Origin of the sequence: Trabulsiella odontotermitis (assembly GCF_001297775.1) — a bacterium.
Taxonomy (GTDB): domain Bacteria; phylum Pseudomonadota; class Gammaproteobacteria; order Enterobacterales; family Enterobacteriaceae; genus Trabulsiella; species Trabulsiella odontotermitis.
Genome location: NZ_LIFX01000015.1, coordinates 61,695 through 81,540, shown reverse-complemented (window position 1 = coordinate 81,540; position 19,846 = coordinate 61,695). Strand labels below are relative to the sequence as shown.

The window sequence follows — 19,846 nt, the reverse complement described above, 5'->3', positions numbered from 1 at the left end:
CAAAATAACCGCACTTTGCGCCAGGCCGCTATTCTTTACAATCCGCCGGAACTTACTCCATCCCGAGCTCTTTTAATTTGCGCGTCAGCGTGTTGCGCCCCCAGCCTAACAGACGGGCGGCTTCCTGTTTATGCCCCTGTGTATGGCGCAACGCGGTGGTTAACAGCGTGCGTTCCATCTCAGGCTGGGCTTCTGACAGCAAATTTTGATGACCGGAACGCAGCGCCCGATCGGCCCACTGTGCCAGCAACGTAGCCCAGCTGTCGGTTAACGCATGCGTCGGGCTTTCCGGCACGGTAGTTTCGAACAGTTCGCCGGGCAGATCCTGAATCAGCACTTCCTGACCGGCCGCCATAACAGTTAACCAACGGCAGGTATTTTCTAACTGGCGAACGTTGCCGGGCCAGGCGAGACGCGTCAGCGCCGCTTCGGTTTCCGCATGCAGTTGTTTGGCTTCAACGCCCAGTTCACGTGCGGCGATTTGCAGGAAGTGGCGCGCCAGACGGGGAATATCTTCCCGGCGTTCGCGCAGCGGCGGCAAATGCACCCGAATCACGTTAAGACGATGGAACAGGTCTTCGCGGAATTTACCTTCCTGCACGCGCAACTCCAGGTTCTGGTGCGTGGCGGCAATAATACGGACATCGACTTTCACCGGCGCATAACCCCCGACGCGGTAAAACTGCCCGTCCGCCAGTACGCGCAGTAAACGTGTCTGGACATCCAGCGGCATATCGCCGATTTCATCAAGAAACAGTGTGCCGCCGTCTGCCTGCTCGAAACGGCCCTGGCGTACGGTGTTGGCGCCAGTGAACGCGCCTTTCTCATGACCAAACAGCTCAGATTCGATGAGATCTTTCGGGATAGCCGCCATGTTCAGCGCGATAAAGGGCGATTTGGTCCGTGGGCTGTGGCGGTGCAGGGCGTGGGCGACCAGCTCTTTACCGGTGCCGGATTCACCATTAATCAGCACGCTGATCGACGAACGTGACAGGCGGCCAATAATGCGGAATACGTCCTGCATGGCGGGCGCTTCACCAATGATATCGGTGGTCGGGCCGTTCACCTGCACGTTGCGCGGCTGTTGTTGTTCCTGATAGTGGCTGATGGCGCGTTCAACCAGCGCCACAGCTTCATCAATATCAAACGGCTTGGGTAAGTAATCGAACGCCCCTTGCTGGTAAGCGCTTACCGCGGCATCCAGATCGGAATGGGCGGTCATTATGATGACCGGAAGCATCGGGTGGCGCTGTTTAATCTGTTTGAGCAGCGCCAGCCCGTCCATGCCTGGCATACGGATATCCGAGAGCAGTACATCCGGGGTTTTCGTCGCCAGCGCGTTAAGCACCTCATTACCGCTTTCAAATGTGGTACACGTCAGCCCTGCCCCCGTGAGCGCGCGTTCAAGCACCCAGCGGATAGAGCTATCGTCGTCAACGATCCAGGCAATCCCTCGTTGCATAAACTAACCCCTCTATTTCCGAATTGGCAGGTAAACCGAAAACTCGGTATGGCCCGGCCAACTGGTAAATTCAATTTTGCCGGAGTGTTGATCAATCAGGTTACGGGCGATGGACAATCCCAGCCCCGTTCCGCCTTCGCGTCCGCTGACCATCGGATAAAACAGCGTATCCTGCAGATACGCCGGAATGCCGGGGCCGTTATCTTCCACATCAATACGCGCCGCCAGACGGTAGCGCTCGCCGTGAAGGGTGAACTGAAACGCCGTACGGGTGCGGAGAATAATTTCGCCCCCGGTCGGTCCCAGTGCCTGCAGCGCATTGCGGACAATATTCAGCAACACCTGCTCAATCTGATCGGGATCGTGCGTAAATTCCGGCAGGCTTGGATCGTAATCGCGCACCAGTTGCACATTTGACGGCAGCTCCATGGAGACCAGATTCACCACCCGTTCCGCCACTTTATGAATGCTGTCCGTCACGTGCATGCCGGGCTGTTGCGGGCCAAGCAGGCGATCGACCAGATTACGCAGTCGGTCTGCCTGCTCGATAATCACCTGGGTATATTCACCCAGCGATGGATCGGGCAGGGCTTTGCTGAGCAACTGCGCCGCGCCGCGTAATCCGCCCAACGGATTTTTGATTTCATGCGCCAGACCGCGAACCAGATCGCGCGCGGCCACCTGCTGAGCGTGTTGTAGCTGCTCCTGACTCAGGCGACGCTGATTATCCATCGGCGACATTTCCAGCAGGATATAGCCTTCAGGCAAACGCTGAGCGGTTAAGGAGAGGACATGCGAGCGGCCGTCGATCACCAGCGTGACTTCGTTATCCGTAAATCCCTGACCGGTTTGCAGGCTTTCCTGCATCAGGTTGATATTCAGTGAGAACCAGGTCAGCAGTTCCGGCAGCGGCGTACCGAAGAGCTTGCGTGAGCTTTGGGCCAGCAGCTGCTGTGCCGCCGGGTTGGCGTAATGTATCGCCAGGTCGTCATCAACCAGCAATATGCTGTTGATTAACGAATTAAGGATCTGCCCAGCATCGGGCAGCATGCCTGTTGCCATTAAGCAGTCCTCCAGGAGTTTGCACTATTTTAGTGCAGTATAGCGTTTAATGGATAAAAAGCGCGTGATATCAGTCCGTTGGTGGTGAAAAAAGCCCATCATGAGATGGGCTAAAAGTTTCCACGGCAACTAAAATCCTCTGTGTCTTTCGCGTCGTAACGCGAAATTCGCCAGATTTTAAGATACTGTTAAACGCTGTAATACAGCTCAAACTCAACCGGGTGCGGTGTCATGCGAACGCGGTCGTTTTCTTCCAGACGCAGCGCGATGTAGGCATCGATTGCTTCATCGGTAAACACGCCGCCCGCCGTCAGGAACTCACGATCGGCATTCAGTTCGTTCAGTGCTTCTTCCAGAGAGCCAGCAACCTGTGGGATCTCTTTCGCCTCTTCCGGCGGCAGGTCGTACAGGTTTTTATCCATGGCTTCGCCTGGATGGATTTTGTTCTTGATACCGTCGAGGCCTGCCATCATCAGTGCAGCGAAGCACAGGTACGGGTTAGCTGCCGGATCCGGGAAACGCACTTCGATACGACGCGCTTTCGGGCTGGCAACCACCGGAATACGGATGGAGGCAGAACGGTTACGTGCGGAGTAAGCCAGCATAACCGGTGCTTCATAACCCGGGACCAGACGCTTGTAGGAGTTGGTGGTCGGGTTAGACAGGGCGTTGATCGCTTTCGCGTGTTTGATAATACCGCCGATGTAGAACAGTGCGGTTTCAGACAGGCCAGCGTATTTGTCGCCAGAGAACAGGTTGGTGCCGTTTTTAGCCAGTGACATATGGCAGTGCATACCGGAGCCGTTATCGCCAAACATCGGTTTTGGCATGAAGGTCGCGGTTTTGCCGAAACGGTGCGCAACGTTGTGCACAACGTATTTGTAGATCTGAATTTCGTCCGCTTTTTTGGTCATGGTGTTGAAGCGGGTTGCCACTTCGTTCTGACCTGCGGTCGCTACTTCGTGGTGGTGCGCTTCAACCACCAGGCCCATCTCTTCCATCACCATACACATGGTGGAACGGATGTCCTGTGAAGAATCTACTGGCGGAACCGGGAAGTAACCGCCTTTCACGCCCGGACGGTGACCTTTGTTACCACCTTCATATTTGGTGGAGGAGTTCCAGGCACCTTCGATATCGTCGATAGAGACGTGAGAACCGGAAATGGAGCTGCCGAAACGGACGTCGTCAAACAGGAAGAATTCCGGTTCTGGCCCAAACAGCACGGTGTCTGCGATGCCGGTGGAGCGCAGGTATTCTTCAGCGCGCTTGGCGATGGAACGCGGGTCGCGATCGTAACCCTGCAGTGTGCCAGGCTCGAGGATATCGCAACGGATGATCAGTGTCGGTTCTTCGTAGAACGGGTCAATGACCGCGGTGGTGTGGTCAGGCATCAGCACCATGTCTGATTCGTTAATGCCTTTCCAGCCGCCAATCGAGGAGCCATCAAACATTTTGCCTTCTTCGAAGAATTCAGCATTTACCTGATGAGCCGGAATGGTGACGTGCTGTTCTTTACCTTTGGTGTCGGTGAAGCGCAGATCGACAAACTTCACTTCATGCTCATTCAGCATCGTCAATACATGTTCAGCGGACATACTTAAACTCTCCCGGATTGGTCATTGTCGTTGTAGTAACGAACTCTCTAACACAGCGTCTATATGGCGTTGTTGCCGTAAAAATATCAAAGCGAAAACTGTGCCAACTTTTAAATACACCCTAAAAGGCTGTATCATGCGCACCATAGTGCAAAAGGGTTGCACCATGACAGTTGGATTGCACCAGTATAGTGCTTCAATGTGAACATTAAGCACCATATTGGTGCAATTTACGTTTTAAAGCCCTTTTACTACTCCGTGAAAGCGATCACAAAGCAACTCTGCAATACTTGTTTGCGGAGGATGTTTGTGATCCTGTTTAGTCCTTCGATTAATACGTGTACAATAACGCGCTATTTCTAATGCCTGAGGCAAAGTTGTGATCGAAAATCTGCGTAACATCGCCATCATTGCGCACGTTGACCATGGTAAAACGACCCTGGTTGACAAGCTGCTGCAGCAATCTGGTACGTTCGACGAACGTGCTGAGACACAAGAGCGTGTGATGGACTCCAACGATTTGGAGAAAGAGCGTGGGATTACCATCCTCGCGAAAAACACCGCAATCAAATGGAATGATTACCGTATCAACATCGTTGATACCCCCGGGCACGCCGACTTCGGAGGTGAAGTTGAGCGTGTAATGTCCATGGTTGACTCTGTGCTGCTGGTGGTTGACGCTTTTGACGGCCCGATGCCGCAAACGCGCTTCGTGACCAAAAAAGCCTTTGCCCATGGCCTGAAACCTATCGTCGTTATCAACAAAGTTGACCGTCCTGGCGCGCGTCCTGACTGGGTTGTGGATCAGGTGTTCGACCTGTTCGTTAACCTCGACGCCACCGACGAGCAGCTGGATTTCCCTATCGTTTACGCCTCCGCGCTGAACGGTATTGCCGGTCTGGATCACGAAGACATGGCTGAAGACATGACCCCGCTGTACCAGGCGATTGTCGATCACGTACCGTCGCCTAACGTTGACCTTGATGGTCCGTTCCAGATGCAGATCTCCCAGCTTGATTACAACAACTATGTGGGTGTTATCGGCATCGGTCGTATTAAGCGCGGTAAAGTGAAGCCGAACCAGCAGGTCACCATCATTGATAGCGAAGGCAAAACCCGTAACGGTAAAGTCGGTAAAGTGCTGGGCCACCTGGGTCTGGAACGTATCGAAGCCGACGTTGCGGAAGCGGGCGATATCATCGCGATCACTGGTCTTGGCGAACTGAACATCTCCGACACCATCTGCGACACGCAGGCGGTTGAAGCGCTGCCAGCGCTGTCCGTTGATGAACCGACCGTTTCTATGTTCTTCTGCGTAAACACCTCGCCGTTCTGCGGTAAAGAAGGTAAATACGTCACGTCCCGTCAGATTCTGGATCGTCTGAACAAAGAGCTGGTGCACAACGTGGCGCTGCGTGTTGAAGAAACCGAAGACGCAGACGCGTTCCGCGTTTCTGGCCGTGGTGAACTGCACCTGTCCGTTCTGATTGAAAACATGCGTCGTGAAGGTTTCGAACTGGCGGTTTCCCGTCCGAAAGTTATCTTCCGCGAAATCGACGGCCGTCGTCAGGAACCGTTCGAAAACGTCACGCTGGACGTGGAAGAGCAGCATCAGGGTTCTGTGATGCAGGCGCTCGGCGAGCGTAAAGGCGACCTGAAAAACATGAATCCGGATGGCAAAGGCCGCGTACGTCTCGACTACGTGATCCCAAGCCGTGGCCTGATCGGCTTCCGTTCTGAGTTCATGACCATGACTTCCGGTACCGGTCTGCTGTACTCCACCTTCAGCCACTACGATGACATTCGTGCGGGCGATGTGGGCCAGCGTCAGAACGGCGTGCTGATCTCCAACGGTCAGGGTAAAGCGGTTGCGTTTGCGCTGTTCGGTCTGCAGGATCGCGGCAAGCTGTTCCTGGGTCACGGTGCAGAAGTGTATGAAGGCCAGATCATCGGTATTCACAGCCGTTCTAACGACCTGACGGTTAACTGCCTGACCGGTAAGAAACTGACTAACATGCGTGCGTCAGGGACGGATGAAGCCACCGTGCTGGTTCCGCCAATCAAAATGACGCTCGAGCAGGCGCTGGAGTTCATTGATGATGACGAACTGGTCGAAGTCACCCCGACGTCTATCCGTATCCGTAAACGTCATCTGACGGAAAACGATCGTCGCCGTGCTAACCGTGGCGCGAAAGAAGAGTAATTAACACGCTCTCAAATAAAAAACCCCAGGCAATGTGACCTGGGGTTTTCTTTTTAGCGGTATCGCGGTTATCAGAAGCTGTATTTAATGCCCAGCATACCCTGGGTATTGCTGTAGCTCTTCTCACCGACCTGTTGAGCAACGTTGCCCCACATCGTCAGACGCGGCGTAATCTGCCCTTCCACACCGATTTTCAGCTCACCGATGTTTTTCGCACCGCGCATATCGACGCTGATGTCATCCATCCGCACGCTTTGATCCTGCGTGTTGTGGATCCAGTTCGCTTCAATGAACGGCTGGAAGCCGCGCGCATTTTCAACACCTTCCGGCTGCTTGCTGCTCATCTGTGCTCTGACGCCCAGACGCGTCATCAGATTGCCGTCGGTTTCGTCCTTAATGCGGGTGCCGTTTTTCTCGCGATGATCGTCAGCCTGCACGTCCATCCACACCAGCTGTGCTTTCGGTTGGATCCAGTAGCTGAAGTTCTCGCTTTCACCAACCCGGAAGCTGTAACCGGCTTCAACAGAGGCAGTCAGACCACTGGAGTCATACTCTTCGGTCGGTCTGTCCTGACCGGTGACTTTGTTATTGAACCAGTTGTACAGTGCCCAGGTATCGACATAAGTGCCGGTTTTATCTGCTTCGTTGGCATACCAGGTGCCGTACAGCCCGACGCTATAGCCGGAAACTTCACCACGAGAAGCGTAACCATTCAGTTTCGACTTCGTGTGGTTAGCGCTGTTCGCGTAGCCTGCCATTGCCCCGAGGTGCCAGCGGTCGAGACCGTCGGTACTCCACTGCGCCAGATCGCCCCCTATCTGCAGGATATAGCTGTTGCTTCGGGTGGTTAATGTGCCGCTGCTGTCTTTGAAACGGTTATGGTTGCCGACGTTACGCATCCACATACTGGTGACTTTTTCTTCACCAGTCAGCACGTCGGTATACTGGGTTTCACCCAGGCGATCATGCAGTCGGGTCATAAACAGCGTATTTGCCGCATAGTTGTTAGCCAGATAGCTGCCCCCTTCCGGGCGAACCTGACGCGGACCTTCCGGCTCTGCAGGTGGTACTGGTGGCTCTGGCGGCACCGGTGGTTCAGGTGGTACTGGTGGTTCTGGTGGTACTGGTGGTACCGGTGGCTCTGGCGGTACCGGTGGTTCCGGTGGAATCGGATCATCTGGCGTCAGCGCACTGGTCAGGAACCAGTCATTGCCTTTTTTCACCACATCATAGTCATAAGCACCGGCAACGATACGACCCGCTTTGGCGAATACGCCGTCAGAGGAACCATCAACCTGAATAATCTTGATCCCTTCAACGGTTTGCGAGCCAGTACCGCCGATGTTTTCCACAGCGACTTTTGCATTACCGGAGGTGTTGCCCAGTACGTGCATCAGGTCAGTATTCGAAGAGTCATCATACAGCACCGTATTAAAGCGAACTGTACCGCCGTTACCGACAAAGTCCTTATTGACCGTCAGCGTCTGCCAGGTCGTACTATCCTCTGCATGCTGGAAGTTCACCGTACTGCCGTCGTTGAGCGTCAGGTTGGTCACGGTGGAGCTGTCCGTCATGTTCCAGGTGGCGTTGGTCATAGAGAGATCAATCACCCCGGTCCCGGCTGTGGTAGTAGCAATATAAGAAGCTCCATTCCACAGAGATCCGTCCATCATGTTCAGTGTAATGGTACTGTCCAGTGCAGGGGTTGTACCGCTGGCAGCAACACCGCCATTGGCTAAAAGGTCGCCGTCGATGGTAAAGCGGCCCCCGGTTGAGGCATCAATCACCCCACCGGTTTCTGCGTTCATAGCGTAGACTTGATCGCTATTGGTACCTGCCATGGTGATCGCTGCGCCGCCGGCCAGGTTAATCTTGCCGCGGTTAATGGCATATAACCCGGCTGGCGATTTGGCACCGTAAGCGGTGGATTTCGTTGTCCCGTTAACGGTGATACTGGCATTATCACCAATATTCACTGTGGCATTATTGTAGTATGCATAGACCCCATGGGAGCTGGCACCATCCACGGACAACGTTGCGTTATCGCCAATCGAAGTGGTAGCAGCACTATATGAATACAGTGCTGAGCTGTTTGGGCCTTCTACAGTGATCTTTGCATCATTTCCAACGTTGAGCGTGGAAGATGAATACGATTCAACCGCGTTTGCGCCATCACCTTCTGTTTTAATCGTTGCCTTATCACCCAATACAATCTTTGAAGATGAGCCAGCATAAACGGCGTGTGCGGTATTTCCTGACGTTTCAATGGTTGCGTTATCACCCAATTGAACATAAGAACCGTTCTGGCCTGTTCGAATACCTTCTGCACGTTCGCCAGTAGTCACAATGTGCGCACGATCACCTACAATGACCTGGTTTTTCACCGTGGTGGAATTTCGTACGGCGTTAGCGGAAATACCACGACCCTCATAACCACTCGTCGTGATTTCCAGATCATCACCAACATAGATATTGGCTGAACCATACCCACCATTAATAATCGTGTATGAGTTATAACCCGCGTTGATACCGTCGCCGGAGTAACCGTTCACGGTAATTTTAGCCCGATCACCGACAATAACGAACACCGGGTTATTTGGCCTGTTGTTACCGTGTGTACGGATGCCATCAACGTCTCTACCTGCGTTAGCAGGGTTTTTGGACTGGGTTGTGATGGTCAGATCATCACCAAAAATCACACCGGGACTTCCCGACGCGGAGTTCTGGAGCACCATAATGGTGTGTTCAAAAGCTTCCATCCCTGGGCCAGTCAGCGTCACACCATCACCATAAACAGGAATCGCCCCGGTATCCCATTTATAGACATAGTTGGAGGGCGGTGTGGTGATTTTGGTAAATTGCGAGTTCGCGCCCGTCGGGATCAGCGCCTGAATCTCAGCAGGTAAATCGGTTACCAGCCCGGTGGCCGGTAAACTGTCAAAATCTATATATGACGCTTGCGCGGAAAAGACCATAGACGCAAGCGCTGTTGAGACTGCAACAGCAATTCGAGAATATTTCTTAGGATACGGCATAATTACCTCTAGCCTTCCAGTGTGGGGTTTGGCCACATCGAAACGATGTGGTGTTCCAGTTGATGAATTAGCAGTAATCGAATTAAGCGAACGTTGCTCTTTGAATTTGATATCCCGGTTTATTAGGCAAATACTTATACGCATGGTAGCGAGGTACCATGTGGAGTAATTGCATTAATTTTAAATAAAACAGTAAGTTAATATCACTCCGTTGTCGTTTGAAAGATAACGAACAGAATAAGACTAATTCTTTGTCGGACTAACGTTATAAATAAGCAAATCGTTATTAGTGATTTACTTAGTTCCTTAAGTGCAATATTCCATCGGTATTAGAATGTGTCAATATGCTTAATAAATGTTTCTCAATAAGGTAATGAGGCGAAATGTTTACACTGATATAAATTCTTATTTTTTTCCTTTCCTGGGCTAGTATGTGTATGTTTTATCTATCCCTGCCTGAAAGCGGATCAGAATATATTGATATATCCTGGGGGGTTATCTATGAATTACTATTTAGTAAATAAGGCTTAACATAGCACTATTTGCTAAAGGACTCAGAAGGATAGCGCCTAAGAAATGGATGACTTAGGCGCTATGTGAACTCTGACAGTAGGGTCTGCGACGCCGGAACCGCTACAGCACATGAGAGATGATTTTATGGATGCTGTGCCCCAGCTTTTGCTCGAGACGAAGTTTATGGACATAAACTTTCTTCACATCAATGTTATCAATCCTGATGATCTGTTGGATGCTTGCGCCTGACATAAAGCGTTTGAGCAGGGTAAACTCAGCGAAGTTGAGCGTACGCCCACGCTTGGTGTTGGCAAGCCGTCCCGTAAACAGGCGGCGAATCTTTTGCTGCTGGATGAATTCATCATCGTCAGCATAGATTATCCCCTGAATTTTATTGCTCTTCGTCAGCCAGTAGTTCGCAAGCGGCATCAGACTTTTATCAGCAATAATGACGATATGCATCCCTGTCTCTGCCAGATGGTCGACCCATTCCTGGTCGGCAAAATAGCGTAGGTTGGGAAACGAAAAATCGACAAAAACAAAACCACTGGATAAATGATTTTGATTCTCAAGTAGTAATTTACCAATAACTCCGGACTTCAGGAAGTTATTGCCCTCTGGCCAAATAGAAAATGTTGCATTGCTGCAATAATGTGATCGAACTGTATTATCGGGATATAATTGACAGGACAATTCACAACTAATACAGCGAACAGTTTGATTCGACTTTTTCATCATTCAAGGCGACTCCTGTCGTTTATTAGGTTTCAAATATTTCATTGGCAAATAAATGTGTCAATCCAGAAACATTTTATTCGCACGATGGTTAATTACGGATTGCAATCACCAAAGAAAGAAATTCTCATACCACTTCTTAAATATGAAACGGCATACTATGTTTTAATAGGTTATTACCTGTCTTTAATGGCGGATTTTTTACCTCTCATCCAGGAATTTTATACACAATCGCCCGATTTTGATTAAATCGTGCAATAGCACTAATTGCTAAAAATAATACCGTAGATAGCGACAGCACTGCGACATGCATCATGTTTTGATGTTGACCATCTCCGTGTCGGTAATCAATATAAATTTAAAAAATAAAAACCTGTAATGAATTCTTATTATTAAACATGAAATAAATTTTAAATACTCAATTTCACATATAAGCGATTGTATTTGAAGGGGTTTATTGAATTTCTTAAATGGTGAAAGGTTGATAATATAAGCAGCGATCTTAAATGCTTATATGAATTTCAATGTAACAGTAATGTTTATTTTGTATGGAGAGAGTCTGTTTTTTTCACACTATTCCGGAAATCCTCAAATTGTGTTGCATTGTTTTTTTGCGCTGAACCGAGACAACGAGGGTCTGATTTATCAGTTTTACTAAACATAAGCGCGCTGTTACGGGTAAAGCCTGAGCATGCTTCGCCTGCAGGTTTGTCTCTGGAAAGTAAAATCTCTCACCGTATCGGGTCGTGCATAGTCAAACCCACTCTTTCCCGCTACAGTTAATCTTCCACGGCGTGAAAGGGGACAAAAATGCTCTATATCTTTGATTTAGGAAACGTGATTGTCGATATCGACTTCAACCGTGTCATGGGGGCCTGGAGCGATTTCACGCGTGTTCCGCTGGCAACGATCAAGCAGAAATTCACCATGGGTGAGGCATTTCACCAGCACGAACGCGGTGAAATCAGTGATGAGGTATTTGCTGAGAAGCTGTGTCTCGAAATGGACTTGCCGCTCAGCTATGAACAGTTTTCCCATGGCTGGCAGGCGATCTTCGTCGCGCTACGTCCGGAAGTGATAGAGATTATGCATAAGTTGCGCGAGCAGGGGCATCGTGTGGTGGTGCTGTCCAACACTAACCGGTTGCATACCACGTTCTGGCCGGACGAATACCCGGAAGTCCGTCAGGCGGCAGACCACATTTATCTCTCCCAGGAAATGGGGATGCGCAAGCCTGAAGCGCGGATCTACCAGAAAGTGCTGGAGCTGGAAGGCTATGCGGCTGCCGATGCGGTCTTCTTTGACGATAACGCCGATAATATAGAAGGGGCTGATCAGTTGGGGATTACCACCATCCTGGTGACCGACAAAGAGACCATTCCGCACTACTTTGCGAAACAGCTATGCTAAAAACCGTTCATCAAAAAGCCAAAGCACGAATGGGGCCGCTGACCGCATGGCTCAGGCTGCTCTGGCACCGTATTGATGAAGATAATATGACGACACTGGCGGGGAACCTCGCTTATGTCTCTTTGCTTTCGCTGGTACCGCTCGTCGCAGTGGTGTTCGCGCTGTTTGCCGCGTTTCCCATGTTCTCCGACGTCAGCATACAGTTGCGCCATTTCATTTTTGCCAACTTCCTGCCGACGACCGGTGATGTCATTCAGCGCTATATCGAACAGTTCGTGGCTAATTCCAGTAAAATGACCGCGGTCGGCGCCTGCGGTTTGATCGTCACTTCCCTACTGTTGATGTATTCCATCGACAGCGCGCTGAATGTTATCTGGCGCAGCACGCGCGTGCGGCCTCGCGTCTATTCATTCGCGATCTACTGGATGATTTTAACGCTCGGGCCGTTGCTGGCTGGCGCCAGTCTGGCCATCAGTTCCTATTTGTTGTCACTGCGGTGGGCCAGCGATTTCAACAGCGTGATTGATGATGTCCTGCGGATTTTCCCGCTCATTCTTTCGTGGCTGGCTTTCTGGCTGCTGTACAGCGTCGTTCCGACCACGCGCGTCCCCAATCGCGATGCGATTATAGGGGCGTTTGTCGCCGCACTTTTGTTTGAGCTGGGTAAGAAAGGATTTGCCCTCTATATCACCATGTTTCCCTCGTATCAGCTGATTTATGGCGTGCTTGCCGTCGTGCCGATCCTCTTTGTCTGGGTGTACTGGACCTGGTGTATCGTCTTGCTTGGCGCAGAAATTACTGTCACTCTCGGTGAGTACCGCAAACTTAAATTAGCCGCAGAACAACAAGAAGCAGAAGAACCATGATCGCATTAATTCAACGCGTAACCCGTGCCAGCGTCACCGTGGAGGATGAAGTGACGGGTGAAATCGGCCCAGGACTTTTAGTGCTGTTAGGTGTCGAAAAAGAAGACGACGAACAGAAAGCGAACCGCTTATGTGAACGCGTCCTGGGCTACCGCATCTTCAGCGATGCGGACGGTAAAATGAATCTGAATGTACAACAGGCGGGGGGCAGCGTGCTGGTCGTGTCTCAGTTTACGCTGGCTGCCGATACAGAACGCGGGATGCGTCCGGGCTTCTCAAAAGGCGCTTCACCGGAGCGTGCAGAAGCCCTGTATGAGTATTTTGTGGCGCGCTGTCGCCAGCAGGAAATGAATACGCAAACCGGGCGATTTGCTGCGGATATGCAGGTTTCGCTGGTCAACGATGGTCCCGTGACGTTCTGGTTGCAGATATGAGCCAGCTTGCTGGCTGGTCGCGGGCCGCTAAAGAGAGTGCCGCTATGTATCACCTTCGTGTACCGCAAACAGAAGAAGAATTAGAAAGCTACTACCAGTTCCGCTGGGAAATGCTGCGCAAGCCGCTGCATCAACCGAAAGGTTCAGAACGAGACGCCTGGGATGCGATGGCGCATCATCAGATGGTGGTCGATGAGGACGGCAAACTGGTTGCCGTCGGGCGTGTGTATATCAACGCGGATAACGAAGCGTCGATCCGTTTTATGGCTGTGCATCCTTCCGTACAGGATAAAGGCCTGGGCACGCTGATGGCGATGACGCTGGAATCGGTTGCCCGCCAGGAAGGCGTTAAGCGCGTGACCTGTAGCGCAAGGGAAGATGCTGTTCCGTTTTTCGCCAAGCTTGGTTTTATCAATCAGGGGGAGATCACCACGCCGCAAACCACACCGGTTCGCCACTTTCTGATGATCAAACCCGTCGCCACGCTGGATGACATTTTGCATCGTGGCGACTGGTGCGGGCAGCTGCAGCAGGCGTGGTATCAACATATTCCGCTCAGCGAGAAAATGGGTGTGCGCATTCAGCAGTACACCGGGCAGAAATTTATCACCACCATGCCGGAAACCGGCAATCAGAATCCGCACCACACGTTGTTTGCTGGCAGTCTGTTCTCTCTCGCCACGCTGACCGGCTGGGGGCTCATCTGGCTGATGCTGCGCGAGCGCCACCTCGGCGGCACCATCATTCTGGCCGACGCGCATATTCGTTACAGCCAGCCGATCAGCGGCCGCCCGATGTCGATTGCCGATCTCGGTTCGCTCAGCGGTGATCTCGATCGTCTGGCACGTGGCCGCAAGGCGCGCGTACAACTGCAGGTGGAAATGTACGGAGACGACAAACTCGGCGCTGTCTTTGAAGGGATTTACATCGTACTACCCGCAAAACCCTTTGGGCCGCTGGAAGAGGGCGGTAACGAAGAGGAGTGACAGGCGGGATTCTGGAAAGCACCTCGCAGAAGCGAACTTTATCGTGCAGAACGCTTCTTTTCTTGTTTTTCGCTCAGTATCTTGTCTGAAAATTAAACACAGATGATATACTGGAGTGATATATGAGCATGGTTGCGGGAATCGATATGGGCAGAATTCTTCTTGATCTTTCTGACGATGTTATTAAACGGCTCGACGATCTCAAACAACGGCGCAAACTGCCGCGGGCAGAACTGCTGCGGGAGGCGGTGGAGCAATATCTGGAAAGGCAAAACCGTACCACATTGAGCGATGCGCTCGGATTATGGGGCGACGGCGTGGTGGATGGCCTGGAGTACGAACGAAAGCTGCGTGAGGAGTGGTAACCATGTCCGGCTCAGCACTCTTCGATACTAACATTTTGATTGATTTGTTCAGCGGGCGTCAGGCTGCGATAGCCGCGCTTGAAGCATATCCTTCACAACGGGCGATTAGCCTCATTACCTGGATTGAGGTGATGGTGGGTGTGCCGAAATATGGTGATGAAGGGAGAACCAAAGCGGTGCTGGAGTTATTCGACATTATCGATATTAACCGTGACATTGCGGCGAAAAGCATCGAATTGCGCCGTACCCATGGCATGCGATTGCCTGATGCGCTGATCCTTGCCACTGCACAGGTCAACAATCGCAGCCTGGTCACTCGTAACACAAAAGATTTTGCCGGTATTCCAGGCGTTGTGACGCCTTATCAGCTTTAGCCGGGCAACCTTGCGCCGCCCGGCAAACACAATGGCGATTATTCCCCTTCGCCCGGGAACAGGAATGGGTTGATGGAGCTGCGGGCAAAACCTTCCTGCTCCATACGCGCGTCCAGCACCAGCGAGGCGAGATCGTCCGCGACCGCTTCGACATTCGGGTCTTTTTCCTGATACAGGATCTTCAGGTACGTCCCGCAGTCGCCGCAGCTTTCCGCTTTTACCGCCGCCTGCTCGTTATCCAGCGACCAGTAATGCAGTTCGCGGCTCTGTTCGCAGTTACTGCATTTCACGCGCACCACGTGCCACTCGGTTTCACACAGGTTGCAGTGCAGGTAGCGCAAACCCTGCGTCGTCCCGATTTGCACCATGCTGGACACTGGCATTGAACCACAGACCGGGCAAAACTGACGCGCTTCGCCATATTCTGCGCGCGCTTTGCCCGGAATGAGACTGGCCATTTGCGCCCAGTAGAGCGACAACGCGGCCCAGATGAACGGGGCTTTATCGCTGCTGACTGACGAAAAGTCAGAGGCAAACAGCGCGCTCGCCATTTGCTCCAGCTCCTGTTCAGAGGCTTTTTCCAGGTTCTCAATCACCGCCAGCGCCTGACCGCTCATCTCGGGCTTCAGCTCGGCAATCATCGAGTGCAGCAACGTATGCCAGTGTTTGTCACGGGGCAGAACGTGAATATCCAGCGGTGGTTTGCCCTGAGCGGCGGCTTCTTTGATTCGCGCGGTTAAATCCATTTGTAGCGGGTGATCGTAAAGCACCACTTCCTGGGCGTGAGCGATGAGCGCGGCAAAGCGCAGGAAATCACCCAATGGATTATTCTCCGCCAGCTCGCGCAGACGTTCGGCACGACGGTTATAAAGATTTTTCAGTCTGGGGAATAATAATGGCGGAATTGCTTCCGCTGCGCGTTTCTCGCTCTTCTCCAGCTCATCTTGCGGGATGATGCGAATGCTCATTCAGTCACTTCCTGGTTTCGGCGAATTGGCAAAATCCGCCTGGTGATTTGGCAAGCCAGGGATCGCAGGCCTGGCCAGGTGAATGTCATAATGATAACCGCAATCGGTCTGCATGAGATACCCAATGCATCTCACTGCGTGCTCACGATACCTGATAACGGTATCCCAGGCCATGCACCGTTCGGATTAGCTGCGGGTGATTGGCATCCACTTCTATCACTTTACGTAACCGGGAAATATGCTGATCCAGCGTGCGACTGTTAGGTAAATAATCGTAGCCCCAGGCGGCGTCAAACAGCATGTCGCGCGTTACCACCTGATTTTTATGGCGTTGCAGGCAGCTCAGAATATGCACTTCCCGTAGCGTCAGCTCCAGTTTTTGCTCGCCGCGCCACGCGCACAGCTCATTGGGGTAGACAGTTAAATCGCCGAAAGGAAAGCTGATGTTGGGCTGGGTGGCGTTGTGGCTCAGGCAGCGCCGGGCAATGGTTTTAATTCGCGCCCGTAGCTCGTGAATGCCAAACGGTTTGCTGATGTAATCATCCGCGCCCAGTTCAAGCCCCACGACGCGGTCGATCTCTTCATCTTTAGCGGAAAGAAACACAATCGGGATGTGCTCGTCGTGGCGGCGTATTTCCCGACAGACCGAATAACCGTCCATTTCAGGCATCATGATGTCCAGCAACACAAAGTCTGGTTTGTCGCGATGGTAACATTCCAGCGCCGATCGGCCGTCGGGCGCAGCAACGATCGTATAGCCTTCACGCGACAGCGCATCCACCAGGCCCTGGCGAATATGGGTGTCATCTTCCGCAATCAATATCTTCATCATGTCATCCTTGCGGTAAGCTCAGGGTAAAACGGACGCCGGGGCTTTCCTGCGTGACACGGATTTCCCCGTGCAGGCGCTGCGCCAGCTGCGAGGCGATGGTCAGCCCGATGCCGGTGCCAGAAACCCCTTCGGTAATCGACGATTTTACCCGGTAGAACGGGCGGAAAATCATTTTCATCTCTTTTTCCGCGATGCCCGGTCCGTAATCGCGAACCGCGATCTCAACCCGACCCGCTAACGTCTGTACGTCAATCTCCACCCGTTTGCCCTGCGCGGCGTATTTTTCCGCATTGCTCAGGAAATTGCTGATAATTTGCGTAATTGCGTCGCGATCGGTATGCAACGTGATGTCTGGCGGGCAGGTCATGTCAATCGCCATTCCCTTCGCCTGAAACGCCGGGGTAAAGATATGGGCGATCTCTGCCATCAGGCGCGGGATATCCACCTGTTGGATATGCGTTTTTGGCGCTCGCGTAAAGGTCAGGATGTTCTGGATGAGTCGTGATAAGCGCTGCCCTTCCTGGGTGATGACATCCAGGTAGCGTTGCTCGTGCGTTTGCTCATCGTCCAGCCCTTCGCGCAGCAGCTCGGCATACAGCGTGATGTTGGTCAGCGGGGTTTTCAGTTCGTGCGATACCTGGCTGACAAAATCCACCTGCTGACGCGCCTGGCGGGCGGAACGGGTATATTCCCGCCACAGGGAATACCCCAGCAGGGCAACCACGGCCAGCAGCAGGACAATTAACGCGCTGCCCCACAGCCAGACGTGATAAAGCGGCGCTTTCACGCCATAAACGCTGATTTGCCATGTGGTCAGCGGGTATTCCAGTGTGCGGGTATCCAGTTCCGTTAACTGACGCTGTTGCGCCGCTTTGTTCTGATAAAGCTGACGACCATTCTCAGTCACGCGTACCACCGGGGCGTTTTCCGTAGCGTCTGCCTGAACACTGTTGGCGATGTCCATCATCAGTTGCACATAGGAGAGGCGAAAACCGATGATCATCTCGTCTTTCTGCCGCCAGTAGATCAGCAGCGGCTCCTGGGTTTCATGAGAGATAAACCATCCGGCTTGCGGCGTTTCCTGCTCCGCGTGGGGGATATGGCTGGTCAGCAGGCTGGGATCGTTAACCAGCGGCGTCAGTTGCCGTACCCATTCCCGCTCTTCATTACTCAGCGGCTGGCGTTCATCGGGGTAGAGCAGTTGATTTTTGCGCAGGGTAAACACAGCACTGATATCGCTGTCCTGATCATTGAGCGCGGTAAGGGCTGCGGTATCGTCAGGATCGATAAAATCGCTAATGGCATGCAGGCGCGAGGCTTTTTGTTGCAGGCGGTTTTCAATACTCGCGGCGACACGGGCGGTCTCCGCTTCAGCAAGGGTCTGCGTCTGGTAATGGCGCAGCAGCACTTCATGTTCCAGCGTACGGATGCCCAGGTAAGCAAGCAGGATAAAAAACATCACAGTGGCGATGAGATAGATCAGCTTGTTTCTGAGCATCCGACACTCCTTGTGGATCAGTTCGATTTCGACTTCTGGTTTTTGGTGTTGTAGTTCTGCTCTTTCAGCGACTTACGAGACACTTCCTGGCTTTGGGTTTCCATTTTTTCCAGTACCTCGAGGCTTTCCTGCGCGCTGGCCTGCGCTTTCATCCGTGCGGCTGGTGCGCTGACCGGCAGGGAGTTCAGTTCAACAGAACTCTGACGCAGCACCGCTTTTGCTTCATCCATTTTGCCTTCGTCGATCAACTCCAGCGCCCGCTCGTTCTCAATCGCCGATTTCTGAATTGCGGAATCCACAATCACTTCATCGACCTGCTCTTTCTGAACTTCACTGGTCGAGGCGGTATAGCGCATCGCCAGTTTTTCATCCCAGCGATCTTGCTGCTTCGTGGCCAGGTTGTTATAGCTGACGTTCACGTCGGCCAGCGGCTTGCTCTGCGCGGCACTGCCTTTTGCCGGAAGCACTTCCAGCATCACGTATTTTTCCTGATTCGCATACAGCTGATTCAGTTTCACAGTGACCGTATCGCCGCGGATTTCGCCTTCACGACCCAGCAGGCGCAGCGGTTTGACGTTATCGGCCAGCCTGATTTCGACGACCACATCCTGCGCGACGACGGACATCACATCGCCAAACTCATGGGCGAAAGCCTTTTCCAGATCGCCCGTGTTCTGCACGAAAACATGGTTGCCGTCGCTGTACTGGGCAATCGCCGCCATCAGGTCTTCATTGTAGCCATCGCCAATGCCCATCGTCGTGATGGCAATCCCTTTGCGGGCGGCGATTTTTCCCAGTTCCGCCAGTTCGCCGGTGGTTGACGGGCCGACGTTCGCCTGGCCGTCGGAAAGTAGAATAATACGGTTCACCTGCTCTTTTTTCAGGTACTGACTGGCTTCATTAATGCCACGACTAACGCCCGCAAACAGCGCGGTGCCGCCACGCGCGGTGACGCGTTCGCGGATCTGGCTAATCAGCGCCGCTTTATTGCTCACTTTGGCTGGCGGCACAATGACGTCCACCACGTCGTCATAAATCACCACTGACAACGTATCCTGGCTGCTGAGGGTATTTACCGCCATCACCGCGGCTTCTTTGGCTTGTTCGATGCGATCGCCACCCATGGAGCCGGAACGGTCGATGACCAGCGCGAGGTTAATGGGGCTGCGTTTGCCGGCGTTTAGCGGAAACCCTACCAGTGAGACCTTCAGGTAGTTTTTATCCTGCGAATTTTCCAGCACCACAGGGGAGGCCAGTTCCGATTTGATCGCCACTTTCCTGGCGGGTTCCTGCGCGCCTGCGCCCGTCGTCATGACCAGCAGACCGAGCGCCAGGGAGGTGAAGAGGTGTTTGAGATTCACGATACGTCTCCTTGTCAAAAGAATCGAATCCATTCTCATGCGTTCAGAAACCCGGTTGGTCTGTTATCTGTATAAAGTTGTCAAAAAGTTGTCAAAACTGCGCGTTCCAGAAACGAAAATGGCGCCGGACACAAACGTCTCCGG

16 protein-coding genes are annotated in these 19,846 nt (G+C 52.5%); 7 read left to right on the top strand and 9 right to left on the bottom strand.

Annotated elements, in window-relative coordinates:
* Positions 1-52: 52 nt before the first annotated feature.
* From glnG to glnA, 3 genes are all read right to left on the bottom strand, one after another.
* Complete coding sequence (glnG, locus tag AOY23_RS19650) at positions 53-1,462, bottom strand: nitrogen regulation protein NR(I) (RefSeq protein ID WP_054180959.1); 1,410 nt, start codon at positions 1,460-1,462, stop codon at positions 53-55.
* A gap of 12 nt (positions 1,463-1,474) precedes the next feature.
* Positions 1,475-2,524, bottom strand: coding sequence for a nitrogen regulation protein NR(II) (gene glnL, locus AOY23_RS19645; RefSeq protein WP_054180958.1), 1,050 nt, complete (start codon positions 2,522-2,524; stop codon positions 1,475-1,477).
* A 188-nt stretch (positions 2,525-2,712) separates the two neighbouring features.
* A complete protein-coding gene (gene glnA, locus AOY23_RS19640; RefSeq protein WP_054180957.1) occupies positions 2,713-4,122 on the bottom strand; it encodes a glutamate--ammonia ligase in 1,410 nt (469 codons plus the stop codon).
* Between the two features lie 379 nt (positions 4,123-4,501).
* On the opposite strand from glnA, the gene typA reads away from it, so the two are divergent.
* Positions 4,502-6,325, top strand: coding sequence for a ribosome-dependent GTPase TypA (gene typA / locus AOY23_RS19635; RefSeq protein WP_054180956.1), 1,824 nt, complete (start codon positions 4,502-4,504; stop codon positions 6,323-6,325).
* Between the two features lie 71 nt (positions 6,326-6,396).
* Here typA and AOY23_RS19630 read toward each other — a convergent pair whose 3' ends face one another.
* Positions 6,397-9,360, bottom strand: coding sequence for an autotransporter outer membrane beta-barrel domain-containing protein (locus AOY23_RS19630; RefSeq protein WP_054180955.1), 2,964 nt, complete (start codon positions 9,358-9,360; stop codon positions 6,397-6,399).
* A gap of 633 nt (positions 9,361-9,993) precedes the next feature.
* Positions 9,994-10,611, bottom strand: coding sequence for a helix-turn-helix transcriptional regulator (locus tag AOY23_RS19625; RefSeq protein ID WP_038161452.1), 618 nt, complete (start codon positions 10,609-10,611; stop codon positions 9,994-9,996).
* Between the two features lie 807 nt (positions 10,612-11,418).
* Here AOY23_RS19625 and yihX point away from each other — a divergent pair.
* The 6 genes from yihX to AOY23_RS19595 all read left to right on the top strand — a co-directional run bounded on the left by yihX (position 11,419) and on the right by AOY23_RS19595 (position 15,043).
* Positions 11,419-12,018 carry a glucose-1-phosphatase gene (gene yihX, locus AOY23_RS19620; RefSeq protein ID WP_054180954.1) on the top strand — a complete coding sequence of 200 codons (600 nt, stop codon included), beginning with the start codon at positions 11,419-11,421 and terminating at the stop codon, positions 12,016-12,018.
* Complete coding sequence (locus tag AOY23_RS19615) at positions 12,012-12,884, top strand: virulence factor BrkB family protein (RefSeq protein ID WP_054180953.1); 873 nt, start codon at positions 12,012-12,014, stop codon at positions 12,882-12,884. Before yihX ends, AOY23_RS19615 begins: the two co-directional genes overlap by 7 nt.
* On the top strand, positions 12,881-13,318 hold the full coding sequence (gene dtd / locus AOY23_RS19610; RefSeq protein WP_038161460.1) for a D-aminoacyl-tRNA deacylase: 438 nt from the start codon (positions 12,881-12,883) through the stop codon (positions 13,316-13,318). Before AOY23_RS19615 ends, dtd begins: the two co-directional genes overlap by 4 nt.
* Before the next feature lie 44 nt (positions 13,319-13,362).
* Entirely contained in the window at positions 13,363-14,304 is a 942-nt protein-coding gene (fabY, locus tag AOY23_RS19605; RefSeq protein ID WP_054180971.1) for a fatty acid biosynthesis protein FabY, read from the top strand.
* A 122-nt stretch (positions 14,305-14,426) separates the two neighbouring features.
* Entirely contained in the window at positions 14,427-14,669 is a 243-nt protein-coding gene (locus tag AOY23_RS19600; protein ID WP_054180952.1) for a ribbon-helix-helix domain-containing protein, read from the top strand.
* 2 nt (positions 14,670-14,671) lie between these two features.
* On the top strand, positions 14,672-15,043 hold the full coding sequence (locus tag AOY23_RS19595) for a type II toxin-antitoxin system VapC family toxin (RefSeq protein WP_054180951.1): 372 nt from the start codon (positions 14,672-14,674) through the stop codon (positions 15,041-15,043).
* Positions 15,044-15,081: 38 nt separating this feature from the next.
* Here AOY23_RS19595 and fdhE read toward each other — a convergent pair whose 3' ends face one another.
* The 4 genes from fdhE to AOY23_RS19575 form a co-directional block, all read right to left on the bottom strand.
* Positions 15,082-16,011: a formate dehydrogenase accessory protein FdhE gene (gene fdhE, locus AOY23_RS19590; protein ID WP_054180950.1), complete on the bottom strand. Its 930-nt coding sequence runs from the start codon at positions 16,009-16,011 to the stop codon at positions 15,082-15,084.
* Between the two features lie 142 nt (positions 16,012-16,153).
* Positions 16,154-16,840 (bottom strand): response regulator transcription factor, encoded by a 687-nt coding sequence (locus AOY23_RS19585; protein ID WP_054180970.1) that lies wholly within the window; start codon positions 16,838-16,840, stop codon positions 16,154-16,156.
* Between the two features lie 4 nt (positions 16,841-16,844).
* Complete coding sequence (locus AOY23_RS19580) at positions 16,845-18,341, bottom strand: sensor histidine kinase (RefSeq protein WP_054180949.1); 1,497 nt, start codon at positions 18,339-18,341, stop codon at positions 16,845-16,847.
* 17 nt (positions 18,342-18,358) lie between these two features.
* The gene (locus AOY23_RS19575) at positions 18,359-19,702 is read right to left on the bottom strand and encodes a vWA domain-containing protein (protein WP_081005620.1); all 1,344 of its coding nucleotides are present in this window, start codon (positions 19,700-19,702) and stop codon (positions 18,359-18,361) included.
* Positions 19,703-19,846: the final 144 nt, after the last annotated feature.

Bases quoted from the DNA above. Each gene is read 5' to 3' on its own strand.
- glnG (WP_054180959.1), bottom strand. From the start codon at position 1,462: ATGCAACGAGGGATTGCCTGGATCGTTGACGACGATAGCTCTATCCGC.
- glnL (WP_054180958.1), bottom strand. From the start codon at position 2,524: ATGGCAACAGGCATGCTGCCCGATGCTGGGCAGATCCTTAATTCGTTA.
- glnA (WP_054180957.1), bottom strand. From the start codon at position 4,122: ATGTCCGCTGAACATGTATTGACGATGCTGAATGAGCATGAAGTGAAG.
- AOY23_RS19630 (WP_054180955.1), bottom strand. From the start codon at position 9,360: ATGCCGTATCCTAAGAAATATTCTCGAATTGCTGTTGCAGTCTCAACA.
- AOY23_RS19625 (WP_038161452.1), bottom strand. From the start codon at position 10,611: ATGATGAAAAAGTCGAATCAAACTGTTCGCTGTATTAGTTGTGAATTG.
- yihX (WP_054180954.1), top strand. From the start codon at position 11,419: ATGCTCTATATCTTTGATTTAGGAAACGTGATTGTCGATATCGACTTC.
- AOY23_RS19615 (WP_054180953.1), top strand. From the start codon at position 12,012: ATGCTAAAAACCGTTCATCAAAAAGCCAAAGCACGAATGGGGCCGCTG.
- dtd (WP_038161460.1), top strand. From the start codon at position 12,881: ATGATCGCATTAATTCAACGCGTAACCCGTGCCAGCGTCACCGTGGAG.
- fabY (WP_054180971.1), top strand. From the start codon at position 13,363: ATGTATCACCTTCGTGTACCGCAAACAGAAGAAGAATTAGAAAGCTAC.
- AOY23_RS19600 (WP_054180952.1), top strand. From the start codon at position 14,427: ATGAGCATGGTTGCGGGAATCGATATGGGCAGAATTCTTCTTGATCTT.
- AOY23_RS19595 (WP_054180951.1), top strand. From the start codon at position 14,672: ATGTCCGGCTCAGCACTCTTCGATACTAACATTTTGATTGATTTGTTC.
- fdhE (WP_054180950.1), bottom strand. From the start codon at position 16,011: ATGAGCATTCGCATCATCCCGCAAGATGAGCTGGAGAAGAGCGAGAAA.
- AOY23_RS19585 (WP_054180970.1), bottom strand. From the start codon at position 16,840: ATGAAGATATTGATTGCGGAAGATGACACCCATATTCGCCAGGGCCTG.
- AOY23_RS19580 (WP_054180949.1), bottom strand. From the start codon at position 18,341: ATGCTCAGAAACAAGCTGATCTATCTCATCGCCACTGTGATGTTTTTT.